The organism is Streptomyces sp. NPDC023541 (assembly GCF_055559995.1).
On record NZ_JBVHJO010000012.1, the window covers coordinates 208,108 to 224,531 of the forward strand.

At 75.2% G+C, this 16,424-nt stretch carries 9 protein-coding genes and 1 pseudogene; 7 read left to right on the forward strand and 3 right to left on the reverse strand.

The window, feature by feature from the left end:
* Positions 1 to 123 precede the first annotated feature (123 nt).
* Both galT and galK read left to right on the forward strand, forming a co-directional pair.
* Positions 124 to 1,152, forward strand: coding sequence for a galactose-1-phosphate uridylyltransferase (gene galT / locus ACZ3X1_RS27400; RefSeq protein ID WP_467281310.1), 1,029 nt, complete (start codon positions 124 to 126; stop codon positions 1,150 to 1,152).
* A 26-nt stretch (positions 1,153 to 1,178) separates the two neighbouring features.
* Positions 1,179 to 2,312: a galactokinase gene (galK, locus tag ACZ3X1_RS27405; RefSeq protein ID WP_467281311.1), complete on the forward strand. Its 1,134-nt coding sequence runs from the start codon at positions 1,179 to 1,181 to the stop codon at positions 2,310 to 2,312.
* Positions 2,313 to 2,570: 258 nt separating this feature from the next.
* Here galK and ACZ3X1_RS27410 read toward each other — a convergent pair whose 3' ends face one another.
* Positions 2,571 to 3,797: a molybdopterin molybdotransferase MoeA gene (locus tag ACZ3X1_RS27410; protein ID WP_467281312.1), complete on the reverse strand. Its 1,227-nt coding sequence runs from the start codon at positions 3,795 to 3,797 to the stop codon at positions 2,571 to 2,573.
* A gap of 226 nt (positions 3,798 to 4,023) precedes the next feature.
* Positions 4,024 to 4,224 (reverse strand): annotated as a pseudogene (locus ACZ3X1_RS27415) (MFS transporter); the annotation flags it as partial.
* Between the two features lie 99 nt (positions 4,225 to 4,323).
* On the opposite strand from ACZ3X1_RS27415, the gene ACZ3X1_RS27420 reads away from it, so the two are divergent.
* A complete protein-coding gene (locus ACZ3X1_RS27420; RefSeq protein ID WP_467281313.1) occupies positions 4,324 to 5,409 on the forward strand; it encodes a DUF5937 family protein in 1,086 nt (361 codons plus the stop codon).
* A gap of 70 nt (positions 5,410 to 5,479) precedes the next feature.
* Here ACZ3X1_RS27420 and ACZ3X1_RS27425 read toward each other — a convergent pair whose 3' ends face one another.
* Positions 5,480 to 5,731: a hypothetical protein gene (locus tag ACZ3X1_RS27425; protein ID WP_467281314.1), complete on the reverse strand. Its 252-nt coding sequence runs from the start codon at positions 5,729 to 5,731 to the stop codon at positions 5,480 to 5,482.
* 306 nt (positions 5,732 to 6,037) lie between these two features.
* Here ACZ3X1_RS27425 and ACZ3X1_RS27430 point away from each other — a divergent pair, with 306 nt between their 5' ends.
* The 4 genes from ACZ3X1_RS27430 (at position 6,038) to ACZ3X1_RS27445 (ending at position 16,314) form a co-directional block, all read left to right on the forward strand.
* Entirely contained in the window at positions 6,038 to 8,449 is a 2,412-nt protein-coding gene (locus ACZ3X1_RS27430) for an MMPL family transporter (protein WP_467281315.1), read from the forward strand.
* A complete protein-coding gene (locus ACZ3X1_RS27435; protein ID WP_467281316.1) occupies positions 8,446 to 13,080 on the forward strand; it encodes a type I polyketide synthase in 4,635 nt (1,544 codons plus the stop codon). Before ACZ3X1_RS27430 ends, ACZ3X1_RS27435 begins: the two co-directional genes overlap by 4 nt.
* Complete coding sequence (locus tag ACZ3X1_RS27440) at positions 13,077 to 13,793, forward strand: 4'-phosphopantetheinyl transferase family protein (RefSeq protein WP_467281317.1); 717 nt, start codon at positions 13,077 to 13,079, stop codon at positions 13,791 to 13,793. Before ACZ3X1_RS27435 ends, ACZ3X1_RS27440 begins: the two co-directional genes overlap by 4 nt.
* A 79-nt stretch (positions 13,794 to 13,872) precedes the next feature.
* Entirely contained in the window at positions 13,873 to 16,314 is a 2,442-nt protein-coding gene (locus tag ACZ3X1_RS27445; RefSeq protein ID WP_467281318.1) for a SpoIIE family protein phosphatase, read from the forward strand.
* Positions 16,315 to 16,424: the final 110 nt, after the last annotated feature.

Sequence of the window (16,424 nt, forward strand, 5' to 3'; positions counted from 1 at the left end):
GCCCCTTCGGGCGGAGGGCAAACGGCCGGACCGCCCCGGACGGCCGTATGATCGAGGACGCGTCGGCCCCGGCCGTCACCCCCTGACGAAACAGGCCCTGACGAGACAGGCGAGGACGTGCACGTGCACAGGACCGTGACCGAACTGGCGGACGGCCGCGAGCTCATCTACTACGACACCGAGCCCGGCCGGGACCGCACGGCCCAGGACCGGCGCCCGCTGGACCGGGTCGAGAACGCCCCCGAACTGCGCCGTGACCCGGCCACCGGCGACTGGGTCACCATCGCCGCCCACCGGCAGTCCCGTACCTACCACCCGCCGGCGGACGCCTGCCCGCTCTGCCCCTCCCGGGACGGGCGGCAGAGCGAGATCCCGGCCGCCGACTACGAGGTGGCCGTCTTCGAGAACCGCTTCCCGTCCCTCGCCGGGGAGGCCGGCCGCTGCGAGGTGGTGTGCTTCACCCCGGAGCACGACGCCGGCTTCGCCGACCTCACCCCGCAGCGGGCCCGGCTGGTCCTGGACGCATGGACCGACCGCACCGCCGCCCTGTCCGCCCGCCCCGGCGTGCGGCAGGTGTACTGCTTCGAGAACCGCGGCGCGGAGATCGGCGTCACGCTGGCCCACCCGCACGGCCAGATCTACGCCTTCTCCACCACCACCCCGCGCACCGCCAAACACCTCGCCGCCGCAGCCGCGCACCGCGCCCGCACCGGACGCAACCTCTTCGAGGACGTGCTCGCCGAAGCCCGCGCGGCCACCGAGCGCGTGGTCCTCGCCGGGGAGCACTGGACCGCCTTCGTCCCGTACGCCGCGCGGTGGCCGTACGAGGTCCACCTCCACCCGCACCGCAGGGTCCCCGATCTGACCGCGCTCAACGAGGCGGAGCGCGCCGAGTTCCCGGGCCTGTACCTGGACCTGCTGCGCCGTTTCGACCGGCTCTTCGGGTCGGCCGCGCCCACCCCCTACATCGCGGCCTGGCACCAGGCGCCGCTCGTCGGGGGCGGGGAACTCGCCCTGCACCTGGAACTGTTCACGGTCCGGCGGAGCGCCGACAAGCTCAAGTACACGGCCGGGACCGAGGCCGGCATGGACGCCTTCATGAACGACGTGGCGCCCGAGGCGGCGGCGCGGCGGCTGCGGGGGGTCCTGTGACCGGGCCTGCGGCACAAGCAGCCGCCGTGCGCCGGGAGTTCGAACGGCTCCACGGCCGTGCCCCCGACGGGATCTGGGCCGCGCCGGGCCGGGTCAACCTGATCGGCGAGCACACCGACTACAACGACGGCTTCGCCCTCCCGATGGCGTTGCCGCAGACCACCGTGCTGGCGGCCGGCCGCCGCGAGGACGGGCTGCTGCGCCTGCACAGCGCACAGGGCGACGGCCGGATCACCGAGCTCGCGGTGGCGGACCTCGCCCCCGGCTCGGTCTCCGGCTGGGCGCGCTACCCGGCCGGGGTGGTCTGGGCGCTGCGGGAGCGGGGCCTGCCCGTCGGCGGCGCCGACGTGCACCTGGACAGCACCGTGCCGACGGGCGCCGGCCTGTCCTCCTCCGCGGCCCTGGAGTGCGCGGTCGCCGTCGCGTACGACGAGCTGTACGCGCTGCGGCTGTCGCGGCCGGAGCTGGCGCGCGCGGCGCAGTTCGCCGAGAACGCCTTCGCCGGGGTGCCCTGCGGGGTGATGGACCAGATCGCCTCGGTCTGCTGCGCCGAGGGCAGCGCCCTGCACCTCGACAGCCGCAGCCTCGACGTCCGGCAGGTCCCCTTCGACCTCACCGGGCACGGGCTGCGCCTTCTGGTGCTCGACACCCGGGTCGCGCACGACCTCGCCGACGGGGCGTACGCGGCGCGGCGCGCGGGGTGCGAGCGGGCGGCGGGGCTGCTGGGGCTGACCGCCCTGCGGGACCTCTCCGAGGCGGAGCTGGCCGGCGCCCTCGCGGAGCTGCCCGACGGCCTCGCGCCGCTGGTCCGGCACGTGGTCACGGAGAACGCCCGGGTCGCCCGGGCCGTCGAAGGGCTTGCGACGGGTGAACCGCAGTCGCTGGGGCCGCTGTTGACGGCCGGTCACGCCTCCCTCCGGGACGACTACCGGGTGTCGTGCCCGGAGACCGACCTCGCGGTGGAGGCCGCCGTCGCCGCCGGCGCCCTTGGCGCGCGGATGACCGGCGGCGGCTTCGGCGGTTCCGTGATCGCGCTGGTCCCGGCCGCGGCGGCCGCGTCCGTGGCCCGGGCCGTGGCGGACGCGTTCGCGGCGGAGGGCTTCGGGGCGCCGGCCGTGCTGGAGGCCGTACCGTCGGCGGGGGCCCGCCGCATCGGCTGACCTGCGCGACCCGCACGCCATGGCGCTGTCGACCGGCGACGAGCCGGTGACCCGGACCGCGCGTCCTGATCCTCAAGGCGGTCCATGGATCGGGCCGGCAGTCCGCCGGCCACGGATCCAGCCCGAAGGTGGGCCGGCTCGCCGTCCGCGGGCCGACCTCACCTTCCAATGGCCCGGGCACGGCCGGCAGGTGCGGCTGCGTGCGCGACCCCGTCAGGCCGACCTACGAGGGTCGCTCGTGCTCGTACGCGTGACCCCTCAAGGGGTGAGCAGCAGGGGTGCGGGGGTGCCGTCCGTCCAGTCCGGAGGGATCGCGGCGAGCGCGTCCGCGACGGCGGCGGCCCGGAGGAAGGCCGCGCCGTGGCCTGCGGCGATCCGGGCGCCGGCGCCGTCCCAGGTGACGGGTACCAGGCGGGTCAGTCCGGGGGCGGGACGCAGCGACCCGGTCACCGGCACGCGTGGCAGCGGGTCGAGGGCCCGGCCGCAGAGTCCGGCGAGCAGTGGGCCGAGCAGGGTGCGGGCGGCGACGAGGGCCGCGTACGGGTTCCCGGGCAGCCCCACCACCCAGCCTCCGGCGGGCAGTTCGGCGAGCAGCATCGGGTGGCCGGGGCGGCAGGCGACCGTGTCGACGACCAGCCGGGCCCCGGCCTCGGCCAGCAGCCGGCGCAGCTGGTCGGTGGCACCCACGGAGGTGGAGCCCGTGACCACCACGACCTCGGCGTCCCGCGTGCCGTGCACGGCCTCGGCCAGTGACCCCGCCGGCCGGTCGTGGACGTGCCGTACGTCGCGGCACTCGCCGCCCAGTGCGACGACCAGGGCGGGCAGGGCGGGCCCGAGGGCGTCGCGCACCCGCCCCGGGCCGGGCGGGCCGGCGTGGTCCAGTTCGTCCCCGGTGACCAGGACGCGGACCCGGGGCGCGGGCCGTACTGGCAGGGTGTCGTGGCCGCAGGACGCGGCGAGTCCGAGCAGCGCCGGGCCGATCGGGGTGCCCGCCGGGGCGAGCGGGCGGCCGGCCGGGGCGTCCTCACCGGCGCGCCGGATGTGCCGGCCCGGCGGCGGCAGCGGTCCGGACACCAGGCCGTCGTCGCCGGCCAGGGCCGCCTCCACCGGCAGCACGGCGCACGCTCCCGCCGGGACCTGCGCGCCGGTGGAGATCCCCACGCACTCCCCCGCGGCGAGCGCTCCCGGCCAGACCGTGCCCGCCCGGACGGCTCCGCGGACCCGCCAGGGGCCGGTGCCCGCAACGGCGTACCCGTCCATGGCGGCCGTGTCGAACGCCGGCAGCGGATGCGGGGTGCGCAGGGCGTCGGCCAGCGTGAGCCCGCCTGCGTCCGCGAGCGGCACCGAACGGGCGGCGGACGGCCGCGGCGCCGCGTGGGCCCGCATCCGGGCCTCGGCCCAGGGCAGTTCCCCGGGCCACGGCGGTCCGGCGGGTGCCGGTGCGGGCGCGGGTGCGGGCGGGGCGGTGGCGGTCGCGGGAGGCATGGGGACGACTGTCGCCGCGCGGCGTTTCGGGGCGTCACCGCGACGGTTGCCGCGCCGCACCGAACCGCTCACGGCCCGCTGCCCCCGCGTGTGAGCCGCCCGCCCCGGTCACGAGGCCGGCATCTTCTCGGCGGGCCTCCTCGACCACCTGCCGGACCGTACGCCGCCCTGCGCGAGCGGGCGCCGCGCCGAGCACCTCGTCCTTCCTGGAACTCCTCCACGCGGCCACCAGGCCGACGACGATGCCGGCCGTCATGGCGATGCCGGTGGCCGGCGCGGACAGCCGCAGCACCATCACCCCGTAGAGCAGCAGGAAGGGCCGCAGCAGGCCGGTGCCGAGCGCGTCCACGGCCAGGGCGACGGCATAGCGGGGGCCTCCGGATGCGCGGACGAGGGCGCGCGGCCGGATCTTGGTGGTGGTTCCCATGGCGTCAAGGTGCGTGCGACGGCCGGACCGGGCACGTGGGTTGACGGACATCGTCAACCCGGTGTCGCCGCAGGCCCTGCGGTCGGGAATGCTGAGCGGGTGACGTTGAGGATCGACATCGGCGGGCTGCCGTCCGGACGACTGCGGTTCGCCGCCTCCCCGCTGGCCGAACTGACCGCGATGCTGCACGTGCTGGCGGAGCCGGGGCACCATCCGCAGTTCGCCGACTGGGCCGGGGAAGTCTGGGCCGGGATGCGGCCGGAGCTGGCCGAGCGCCTGCGGGAGGCCGATTTCCTGTGGCGTTCCTCGCAGGCCGACTTCCTGCTCCCGGCCCGGCCCCGGCCCACCCTCGCGGAGGAGTTGGACGAGGTGGACCGGATCGACGACGGGCCCTACGTGACCGCGGCGCTCGTCACCACCTGCGGCAGCAGCCGGGTCCGGTTCGGGGCGCCGTCGCCGCTGACCGACGCGACCGCGCGGGAGCGCGCCCTGGATCTGGCGCAGGCCCGCGGCGTGCGGCAGGAGGCCTTCGCGGATCGGCTGCTGGCGGACCCGGCCGCCGTACGGGCCCGGGTGCGCGGCACCCTCGAACAGTGCGCCGAGGCCTTCTTCGACACCGCCTGGGCGGACGTCGCCGTACGCCTCGCCACCGACCTGCGCGTGAAGAACGACCTGCTGAGGCGCGAGGGCGTGGGAACGGCCCTCGCATCCGTGTCCGGCGCGGTGTCCCTGGCACCGGACGGTGACTGCATCGTCGTGGACAAGCTCCTGGACAAGGCGACCGCCGCCCACGGCACCGGAGTCACCTTCATACCCAGCGTCTTCGGCAGCCCCCACCTGGCGGTGGTGCACGCGCCCGGGTGGCAGCCGGTGGTGCAGTACCCGGTGGCCGAGCCGAGCCCGTCGGAGCCGGTGTCGCTGGAAACGGTCACCCTCCGGCTGGAGGCGCTCTCGCATCCCGTACGACTGCGGCTGCTGCGCACCCTGGCCCGAGGCCCGCACACCACCAGGGAGCTGGCCCATGCCTGGGAACTGTCACCGCCGGAGGTGTCCCGTCATCTCGCCGTCCTGCGCCGCGCCGGTCTGCTCACGGCCCGTCGGCGCGGCCGGTACGTCCGCTACACCCTCAACCTGCCCGACCTGACGGCGCTGGGCGCCGACCTGCTGGCGGCCGTACTGCGCTGAGCGGAGGCGGACGGCACGGCGCAGGTCCCGGCCGGACTCGCGGCGGCGCGCCACCTTCCCGCGGCGCATTTCACCCACCGGGCCTCGGTCCCGGCTTCAGGTCCCTTTTGACGCGCTCCTCGAAATCCGGCTTTTTCACGGTCACCGTGGAATACCCCGTGTGAATGGCGCCCGCGGCGTCCGGGGGAAGGAGCACGACGGCCGGGCGCGGGGTTGCGGCGGGGGCGGCCATCGAGGTCGCCAGCAGGCCGATGCCGGTTCCCACCAGGGCCACGGAGGCTCCGGCGAGAACGACACCGCGGATCCAAGAACACTCGAACACGACGATTCTCCATCCGATTCAGGGACCGGCCCCCGGGGATTTCCGGTGAAGGCGTACGTCGAATACACCCCGGTCCACGTGCGGGCGTCATGCCACTGGAACGCGTGACTTGACGCCCGGGGAGATCCCTGCGGCCCTCCGCCGACCCTCTTTCCGGCGGGTGCACCTCCTGTCAAGTAACGAATGGCCGGGACTACGGCCTCTCCCCCGCCCCGGGCAGGGTGGCAATCGACCGTCCTGCGGAAAAGCAGGAGCGAAATGCGATCCGGACCGGAGGCCCCGATGTTCCGTCGTGCAGGAAGCTTCGTGACCCGTCGTCCCCGACCGGTCCTCCTCGCCGCGCTCGTTTTCCTCGTGCTGTCCGCCGTGTTCGGCGCGGGGGCGACCGGCCGGCTCAAGACGCAGGGGTACGACGATCCGCGGTCCGAGTCCAGCCGCGCCGCGGCAGTCGCCGCCCGGCATTCCGGGGCCTCCCCCAACCTGGTCGTCGTCGCGCAGGCCCGCGGCGGCACGGTCGACGGCCCGGCGGCCCGGAGTGCGGGCGAGGCCCTGACCCGGCGTCTCGCCGCCGAACCGCACGTGAACGCGGTGACCTCGTACTGGACCGGCGGCGCGGCCGAGCTGCGCAGCCGGGACGGACGCGCGGCCATGGTGGTCGCGCACGTGGACGGCGAGGGGGACCGGCTCGGAGCACGGGTCGAGCGGCTGAGCGAGGAACTGACCACCTCTGCCGACGCCGGGGTGACGACGGCGCCCCTGACGGTGCGGGTCGGAGGGCCCGCGCTCGTCGACGCCGAGCTCCAGCACCTCTCGGAGTCCGACCTGAAGCGGGCCGAAGCCGTCGTCCTGCCCGGCACGCTGATCCTGCTGGTCCTGGTGTTCGGCAGTGTCGTGGCCGCCGCCCTGCCCCTGCTCATCGGCGTTCTCGCCGTCGTCGGGACCCTGCTGGCCCTGAGCGTCCTCGGCAGCGTCACCGACGTGTCCGTCTTCGCGCTGAACCTCACCACGGCGCTCGGCCTGGGCCTGGGCATCGACTACGGGCTGCTGGTCGTCTCCCGGTTCCGCGAGGAACTCGCCGCCGGCCACGGGCAGCGCACCGCCGCCCTGCGGACCGTCCGCACCGCCGGCCACACCATCGCCTTCAGCGCCGCGACGGTCTCCGCCGCGCTCGCCACCCTGCTGGTGTTCCCGCCGTACTTCCTGCGTTCCTTCGCCTACGCGGGCATCGCCGTCGTGGCGATCGCCGCGGTGAGCGCCGTGACCGTGCTGCCGGCCCTGCTGGCGCTGCTCGGCCGGCGGGTCAACGCCTGGGCGGTGCCCTGGCGCCGCCGGGTCCACTCCGGGTCGCGCTCACGTTTCTGGGAGGGGCTGGCGCGGATCGTCGTACGCCGCCCACTGCTGGCGGCGCTGCCGGTGATCGGGCTGCTGGCGCTGCTCGCCGGCCCGTTCGCCCACGCCGGGTTCGCCACTCCCGACGACAGGGCGCTGCCCGCGGGTTCGGCCGGCCGTCAGACCGGTGACCTGGTGCGCGACGCGTTCGACATGAAGGGCGCCGGTGCGCTCACGGTCCTCACCACGGGTACGGCGTCCCCATCGGCGCGGGAGGACCACGCCCGCCGGCTGTCCGCGCTGCCGCAGGTCGCACAGGTCGTGACGCCGGAGGGCACCTTCCGCGGCGGGGCGTCCACCCCGCTCCCCGGCTCCGCCCGGTCCGGCGAAGCCCGGTCCGCCGGGGCCCGGTCCGGCGAAGCCCGGCCTGCCGGAGCCCGCCCCGCCGACCCCCGGTCCGCCGACGTCGTCGACGGCCACGCCCGGCTCACCGTGGTGCCGCTGGTGGACCCCCGTTCTCGCGCCGCCCAGCAGCTCGTGCACGACGTCCGGGCGACCCCCGGCCCGGCCGGCACCGATGTCCTCGTAGGCGGGCCGAGCGCGGTGCTGGTCGATGCCAAGGCCACGGTGGGAGACCGGATTCCGCTCGCTCTCTGCCTGATCACCGCGACCACCTTCGTACTTCTGCTCGCCTTCACCCGCAGTCTGCTGCTGCCGCTGAAGGCCATCGCGCTGAACGCCCTGAGCCTCGCGGCGGTGCTCGGAGCCATGACGTGGATCTTCCAGGCGGGCCATCTGCACCACCTGCTCGGTTTCACCCCCGGGCCGCTCAGCACCACCATGCCGGTACTGCTGTTCTGCATCGTCTTCGGCCTGTCGGTGGACTACGAGGTGTTCGTCCTCGCGCGCATCAAGGAGGCGCACGACGCCGGGCAGGACGACGACGCCTCGATCGTCTCGGGCATCGCCCGCACCGGCGGCATCGTCACGACGGCCGGCGCGCTGCTCGCCTTCACCCTGTTCGGCTTCGGCACCTCCCAGGTCTCGCTCCTGCAGTTCTTCGGGATCGGCGCGGGTCTCGGCGTCCTCCTCGACGCGACGCTCGTCCGGGGCGTCCTCGTACCGGCGCTCATGCGGCTGGCGGGCGGTCTGAACTGGTGGGCGCCCTGGCCCCTGCGGCGCGGGGTGGCGTGCCCGGCGTCCGGTCCGCCGCCGGACCGCCCGGCACCCACCGCGCGCCTCCCGGAGTGCGCCGTGTGCCGGCCGCGGCCCGCACCGCAGCCCTCCCCGGCCGCGGTCCCCGCCCTCAGCTGCCCCACCTGCCCCACCGTCCCCACCACCCCGGCTGCCGTCCGGCCCGGGCACCACGACAAGGAAGACCCGTCATGAACGACATCGCCATCGTCGGACTCGGCTGCCGCTTTCCCGGAGCCCGCGACGTCCGCGCCTACTGGAAGCTTCTGATGAGCGGGGAACGGCGGTTCTCCGCGGTCCCGGCGGAACGCTGGAACCACCGCCCCTTCCACGAGCCCGGCAACCCGTCGGCCCCCCATGCCGCCTACACCGACCAGGTCTCCTTCCTCGACGACGTGGACCGCTTCGACGCCCTGCACTACGGGGTGCCACCCGCCCGCGCCCGGGCCATGGACCCCCAGCACCGGCTGATGCTCGACGTCACCCGCGAGGCCCTCGACGACGCGGGGCTGGGCCGGGGCGACTTCGACCGGGAGAACACCGGGGTCTTCTGCGCGATGTCGGTGTCCGACTACAAGGACGTCATGACGGCCCCGATCCGGGCCATCGCCCTGGCCGACCAGGCGCGGCGGTCGGCGGCCGACGAGGACGGCGTCCTCGAAGCGGTCAAGGAGCACGCCGGACGCCTCGGCACCGTGCAGCCCTTCAGCCTGCCCGGGAGCCTGCTCAACATGGCGGCCGGCACCGTCAGCCGGCAGTTCGACCTCGGCGGCCCCAGCTTCGCCGTCGACGCCGCCTGCTCCGGTTCCCTGGTGGCCCTGGACCAGGCCGTCGCCCAGCTGCGCCAGGGCGGCTGCCGGATCGCCGTCGTCGGCGGCGTCTACGTCAACCTGACCCCCGACAGCCTGATCGGCTTCTCCACGCTGCGCGCGCTCTCCGCCACCGGGGTGTGCCGCCCGTTCGACGAGGAGGCCGACGGCTTCGTCCTCGGCGAGGGCGCCGGGGCCGTCGTCATCCGGCCCCTCGTGGACGCGCTCGCCGCCGGCGACCGCGTCTACGCCGTGATCAAGGGAGTCGGCTCGGCCAACGACGGCGCGTCCCCGGGACCGCTGGCTCCCGCCCCGGAGGGCCAGCTCCGCGCGCTGCGCCGGGCGTACGACGACGCCGGCGTCGCCCCGTCCTCCGTGGGCTTCCTGGAGGCCCACGGCACCGCCACCCGGTCCGGCGACCGCGCCGAGGTCGAGGCGCTGCGGCGGCTGCGCACCGAGTGGCCCGACGACGACCCCTCGCTGTGCTACCTCGGCGCGGGCAAGGCGCTCATCGGGCACTCCCTGGCCGCCGCGGGCATGGCGGGGCTGATCAAGACGGCCCTGGTCGTCCACCACCGCACGATCGTGCCGCAGCCGGGCACCACTCCCCACCCCGACCTGGGCATCTCCGCCGCGGGCCTGCGGTTCGCCGAGAGCGCGCGGCCCTGGCCCCGTACGGGCGGCCCTCGGCGGGCAGCGGTCAGCTCCTTCGGCTTCGGCGGTACGAACGTCCACGTGGTGCTGGAATGCGCGCCCGCCCCGGCGGCCGCACCCGCCCCCGCACCCGCACCCGCCCCGGCGGCCAGTAGCACGACGGCGACCGTCGGCGGCGCGGACAGCACACCGCAGGTCCTCCTGCTCTCGGCCGGCGACGCCGAGCTGCTGGACCTGCACATCGGCGACGTACTGGACGCGGTGGAACGCGCCCCCCGCACGCCGGTCGGAGCGCTGGCGCACACCCTGGGCGGGCGCGCGCCGTTGAAGGCCCGGCTGGCGGTCGTGGCCGCGGACACGGACGAGTTCGTCCGGCGGCTGCTGCGCGCCCGCGCGCGGCTCGCGGACGGTTCCCGCGGTGACCTCGGCGGGGGTGCCTTCGCGGCGGATGCTCCCCTGCCGGCCGCGCGGCGCCGCATCGCCTTCGTCTTCCCCGGTCAGGGCAGCCAGCGTCCGGGAATGATGCGGGACCTGTACGAGGGGTTCGCCGGCTTCCGGGCCGCCTTCGACGCCCTCGGCTCCGTGGCACGCGACGACGCGGGCCTCGACCTCGCCGGGCTGCTGTACGGCGTCCCGGCGGCCGCCGACGGTGGCGGTGACGGTGGCGGTGACGAGGAGCTCAGGCGGCGGATCGCCGGCACCGAGGTGTGCCAGCCGCTGCTCGGTACCGTCCAGATCGCCGCCACCCGACTGCTCGCCGAATGCGGTGTCGCCCCGGACCTGGCGCTCGGCCACAGCGCCGGGGAGTTCGCCGCGGCCGCGGCGGCCGGCGCGCTCGGCGCGGACGAGACCGTCCGGCTGCTGGTGCGCCGCGGCGAGGCCCTCCGGCGGGCGGAGAACGGTCTGCGGGGCGGGATGGTCGCCGTACAGACCGACAGGGAGACCTGTAGGCAGCTGGTCGTCGGCATCGACGACGTGTGGCCGGCCTGCTTCAACCAGCCGCGGCAGGTCGTGGTCAGCGGCACGCAGCAGGGCTTGGCCGTCCTGCGGCGGGCCTGCGCCGAGGCGGGCATCGTCACCGTGGAGCTGGACGTCTCCAACGCCTTCCACTCACCGCGGCTCGCCTGCGCCGAGGAGGCCGTGCGCGCGGACCTCGCCGGCCGCCGCGTGAGCGCTCCGGTCCTGCCGTTCGTCTCGTCCGTGAGCGCGGAGCTGTGCGCCGACCCCGAGGAGCTGCGCGAGCTGTGGGCGCGGCACGCCTCCGTCCCGGTGCGGTTCGGCGATGCCGTGCGCGCCTCGTACGACGCGGGGGCGCGGCTCTTCCTGCAGGTGAGCGGTGGCGGATCGCTCCTCGACCCGGTCCGCCGCAACCTCGCCGACCGGTCCGACGTGCACGTCGTCGCCGCGAGCGGCACGACACCGGACGGCGGACGCGACTTCGTCCGGGCCCTCGCCCGGCTCGCGGTCCTGGGCGTCCCCGTCGATCCGCGCGTCCTGGTCCCGGCGGAGGTCCGCAGGCTGGTCGACCTGCCGGTGGCGAGGCTCGCCGGGCAGTCCTACTGGGCCGGGCGGCCGGCCCCGTCGAAGGAGGACCAGGCGGACCCGGTGCCCCACCCCATGGACGATCTGCGGCAGGCGGTCCGGCAGCAGGTGGACCTCATGTCGCGCCTCTCCGCAGCCGAGTCCGGCTGCGCGGCGGCCGCCGGCCCGGCGGCCACCGCGCAGCCCGCAGTGCCTGTCGCGCAGCCCGCAGTGCCTGTCGCCGAGCCCGGACCGGCCGGGGACGCCGGCGAGGTCACGGAGGCCGTGTTCGCGCACATAGCCCGGATCAGCGCGTTCCCGGTGGGCCACCTGCGCCCCGAGCAGCTGCTGGTGGACGACCTCGGCTTCGACTCCCTGATGCTGACCGACCTGTTCACCGCCCTGCAGCGGCAGTGGCCGCTGTGGACCTTCGACGAGCGGGCCGCGGACCGGCCGACCGTCGGGGGCGTCGCTGCGGCCGTCGCGGGCGTCACCGGGAGCACCACTCCGGGAGCCGTCCCCGAGCAGCGCGCCGCAGGCGACGTACCTCCGGGGCTGGCTGCCCCGGAGCCCGTCCCCGAGCCGGCACCGGAGGCCGCCGCAGTGCCCGCGGCGCTGCCCGAGCAGCACACACGCATCGACTGCTTCCCGGAGGTCACCGCCCACGCCGAACGCATCGGCGCGTTCTCCGGCACCGGCCTGTCCAACCCGTACTTCGTCGTGCACGAGGGCGGTATGACGGACACGACCGTCGTCGACGGCCGCAGGCTGCTGTCCTTCTCCGGCTACAACTACCTGGGCATGGCCACTCACCCCCGGGTGAACGAGGCCGCGAAGGAGGCGATCGAGACCTACGGCACCTCGGTGTCCGCCAGCCGGCTGCTGTCCGGCAGCCGCCCGCTCCATCTGGAACTGGAGGCCGAGCTCGCCGACCTGCTCGGCTGCGAGGCCTCGGTCACCCTGGCCAACGGGCACGCCACCAACGTCACCGTGATCGGCCACCTCCTCGGGCCGGGTGACCTCGTCGTCCACGACTCGCTCGCCCACGACAGCATCCTCCAGGGCTGCAGGCTGTCGGGCGCGACCCGGCGGCCGTTCCCCCACAACGACGCCGCCGCCCTCGACGCCCTCCTGCACCGGGTCCGCCACCAGTACCGGCGGGTGCTCGTCGTCGTCGAGGGCGTCTACAGCATGGACGGCGACATCGCCGACCTGCCCGCCCTCGTCGAGGTCAAGCGACGCCACGGCGCCCTGTTGATGGTCGACGAGGCGCACAGCCTCGGAACGACCGGCGCGACGGGCGCCGGCGTCGGCGAGCACTTCGGCATCGACCGCCGGGCCGTCGACCTGTGGTCGGGCACGCTGTCCAAGGCCCTCGCCGGCTGCGGCGGCTACGTCGCCGCGAACCGTCCGGTCGTCGAGTACCTGCGCTACACCGCTCCGGGCTTCGTTTACAGCGCCGGCATGACCCCGGCCGACACCGCCGCGTGCCTGGCCTCCCTGCGGCTGCTGCGCGACGAGCCGGAGCGGGTGGCGCGGCTGGCGGAGAACGCCGCGCTGTTCGTCCGCCTGGCGCGCGAGGCGGGCGTCGACACCGGGGACAGCCACGGCACGCCGGTCGTCCCGTGCATCGTCGGTGACTCGCTGAAGGCGCTGCGCCTGGCGGAGGCGCTGTTCCGGCGGGGCGTCAGCGTCAACCCGATCCTCCACCCGGCCGTACCGGAGGAGATGGCACGGCTGCGCTTCTTCGTCACCCGTGACCACACGTCCGGGCAGATCCGCCACACCGTGGCCGCACTCGCCCACGAGCTGAGCGGGCTCGACGCGGTGCGTGCCGCATGAGCGGCGACAGCGCCGTGCGGCCCGGTTTCCCGCCGCTCGCCCCGGGCCCGGTCCACCGGTGGGGCGGAGCCGCCCTCGCCGTGGCCCGGCGCTCCGGACCGTACCGGCCACCGCCCCTCTCGGAGGCGGAGCGGCGGGTGCTTCAGGCGCTGCCGGCGTGGCGGCGGGCCGAGTGGGCGCAGGGCAGGCTGCTCGCCAAGCGCCTGGTGGAGGAAGCGCTCGCCGTGCCGCCGGGCGAGGTGGAGGTCCTGCCGCGCGACGACGGCAGTCCGCGCGTCGTGGTCGGCGGCGTCCCGGTGCCGGCGGTGCACGTGTCGATCAGCCACACCGCCCGGCATGTGGCGGCGGCCCTCGCACCGGATCCGGTCGGGGTGGACCTGTGCGAGACCGCCTCGGCGGCCGCGGTACGCCGCGTAGCGGACCACGTCCTGTCCCCCGGGGAGCTCGCCCTGGTCGCCGCGCACGGTCCCGAGGCCGCGGCCGCCGCCTGGGCTCTGAAGGAGGCCGCGGTCAAGGCGGACCGGAGCTCCGTCTTCGGTGCCGCCCCGCGCCGCGTCGTGCTCCTCGGCCTCGGGCCGCCCGTCCTGGGCGGACGGCGCCGCGCGATGGTGTGGCGGGCGGGCGACGCGGTCCTCGCCCTCGTGCTGGCGCACCGGCCGGCCGGACACCCCTCACGGCAGCACTGCGTTGGTGCTCCTTGCCCCGGCGGATGATGCTTGTCAGTGGGGCCCCTGGCCGTGCAGGTCCCGTGGGACAGCGGTGACGGATCTAGCGAGGGCGAGATGAGCGGCGATGGAGCAACTTCCCACCCCTCCCGGTGAGCGGCCGGAGCAGACCGATGCCCCCCAGCAGCCCGCGTACACGGCGACGGCCGCCGTCGACGAGCAGGGCATCGTGACCGAGTGGGGTGAAGGCGCCGCTCGGCTGCTCGGTTACGCGCCCGCCGAGGTGGTAGGGCGGGCCGCCGAGTTCCTGCTGGCCGATCCCGTCGGCGACGAGGCGCGCCGTATCCCGCCCGAGCAGGAGCGGTGGAGCGGCACCGTGACGCTGCGCCACCGGGACGGCAGGCGCCTTGAACAGGGGCTGCTCGCGCACCGCTGGACGTCCACCGGCGGGAGCACCAAGTGGTACGTGGTGTCCGCGGTGGCGGGCGGGCGGGGCGGTGACGGCTCCTCGTGGGGCGATCCGCTGCACGAGTGGTCGTTCTCCCAGTCGCCCTGCTTTCTGGCGGTGTTCGACGCCGATCTGAGGCTGGTACGGGCGAACGCGGGCATGGAGCGCACGCTGTCCCTCACGGAGTCCGAGATGCTCGGGCTGCGCCTGCCGGAGATCGCCCCGGACCCGGTGAGCGAGGAGACCGAGCACCGGATGCGCCTGGCGCTGGAGTCCGGCGAGCCGCAGCACATGGAGGCCTTCGTCCGTGCCACGGGGGTCAGCGCGGAGCACGGCTGGGCGACGTCGGTGGCCCCGCTGCGGGACCGGGACGGTGTCGTGCGCGCCGTGTACCTGGCCGCGCACGACCGGACGGGGGCCGAGGTCGAGACGCAGCAGATGATCCTTCCGGACGCGGCCGGCGCGCGCATCGGGACGACCGGGGACAGCACCCGTACCGCGCAGGAGCTCGCCGACGTGGCGGTACCGCGGCTCGCCGACTTCGCGGTCGTCGACCTGCTCGAACCCCTGCCGCGCGGCAACGGCCACGCCTCCGGCCCGCCGTCGGGTCCCGTCACCGTGTGCCGTACCGCGGTGCGGTCGGCCGTCGAAGGCAGTTCCGAGGGGCGGGTCGCTGTCGGTGAGACGGCCGTCTACGCACCGTTGTCGCCGCCCGCCGAATGTCTGGCCTCGGGTCGTGGTGCCGTGTACGCGACGACCGCCCCGGCGGTCGCGGAGTGGATGGCGCGCGACCCGGCGGCCGCCTGGCTCGGTGCGCACGGGGCCCATTCGATGCTGGTGGTGCCGATGCACGCCGACGGCGTCCGTCTCGGCGTGGCCGTCTTCGGACGCCGCAAGAGCCGGGAGCCCTTCCTGCCGGAGGACCTGACGCTGGCCGAGGAGCTCGCGGGCAGGGCGGCCACGAGCATCCACACGGCGCACCGGTCCGCGCGGGAGCACACCAGCACCATGACGCTCCAGCGCAGTCTGCTCCCGCAGACGCTGCCCGACCACCCGGCGCTGGAGACGGCCTCCCGCTACCTTCCGGCCGGTACCGAGGCGGGTGTGGGCGGCGACTGGTTCGACGTGATCCCGCTCTCCGGTGCGCGGGTGGCCCTGGTCGTGGGCGACGTCGTCGGCCACGGCATCCGCGCCTCCGCGACGATGGGCCGGCTGCGCACCGCCGTACGCACGCTGGCGGACGTCGACCTGCCGCCGGACGAGCTGCTCACCCACCTCGACGACCTGATCATCCACCTGTCCGACGATGAGGGCGGCCGGGACGCCGTCGACGAGAGCGCCGGCGGCATCGGTACGACGTGCCTGTACGTGGTCTACGACCCGGTCACCCGGCGCTGCACGCTCGCCCGGGCCGGTCACCCGCCGCCGGCAGTGGTCTCCCCGCAGGGTTCGGTGTACCTCTTGGACGTGCCGGCCGGCCCACCGCTGGGCCTGGGCGGCCTGCCCTTCGAGACGCTGGAGGTCGACCTTCCCGAGGGCAGCGTGCTGACCCTCTACACGGACGGGCTGCTGCAGCCGCGCGAGCGGGACATCGACGAGGCCCTGGACGCGATGTTCGGGGCGCTCGCGCAGCCCGCCTCCACACTGGACACGGTCTGCGACCGGGTCCTGACGGCGCTGCTGACCCACCGTCCCGACGACGACGTGGCCCTGCTCGTGGCGCGGACGCGGGCCCTGCACGCCGACAAGGTCGTCGTGTGGGACCTGACCTCCGATCCCTCCGACGTCTCCCAGGCCCGCCGGCAGACCACGGACCAGCTGGCGGCGTGGGGGCTGGAGGAGGCGTCCTTCGTCACCGAACTGCTGGTCAGCGAGCTGGTCACCAACGCCATCCGGTACGGCGAGCCGCCCATCCAGCTGCGGCTGATCCACGAGAAGGACACCCTGATCTGCGAGGTCTCCGACGCCAGCAGCACGGCCCCGCACATGCGGCGGGCCCGGACCTTCGACGAGGGCGGGCGCGGTCTGCTGCTGGTGGCGCAGTTGGCCCAGCGCTGGGGCACCCGGCACGCCCCGGTCGGCAAGACCATCTGGGCCGAGCAGTCGCTGCTCGGCTTCTAGGCCGCTGCTCGGCTTCTAGTACTGCAACGGTGTTTGCTTTGATGGTTTGTTGGCTTCTGGTGGTGTGTGGCCGCGTCGTTTGTAGTGGCTGGTGCGGGCTTGGTGTTGCC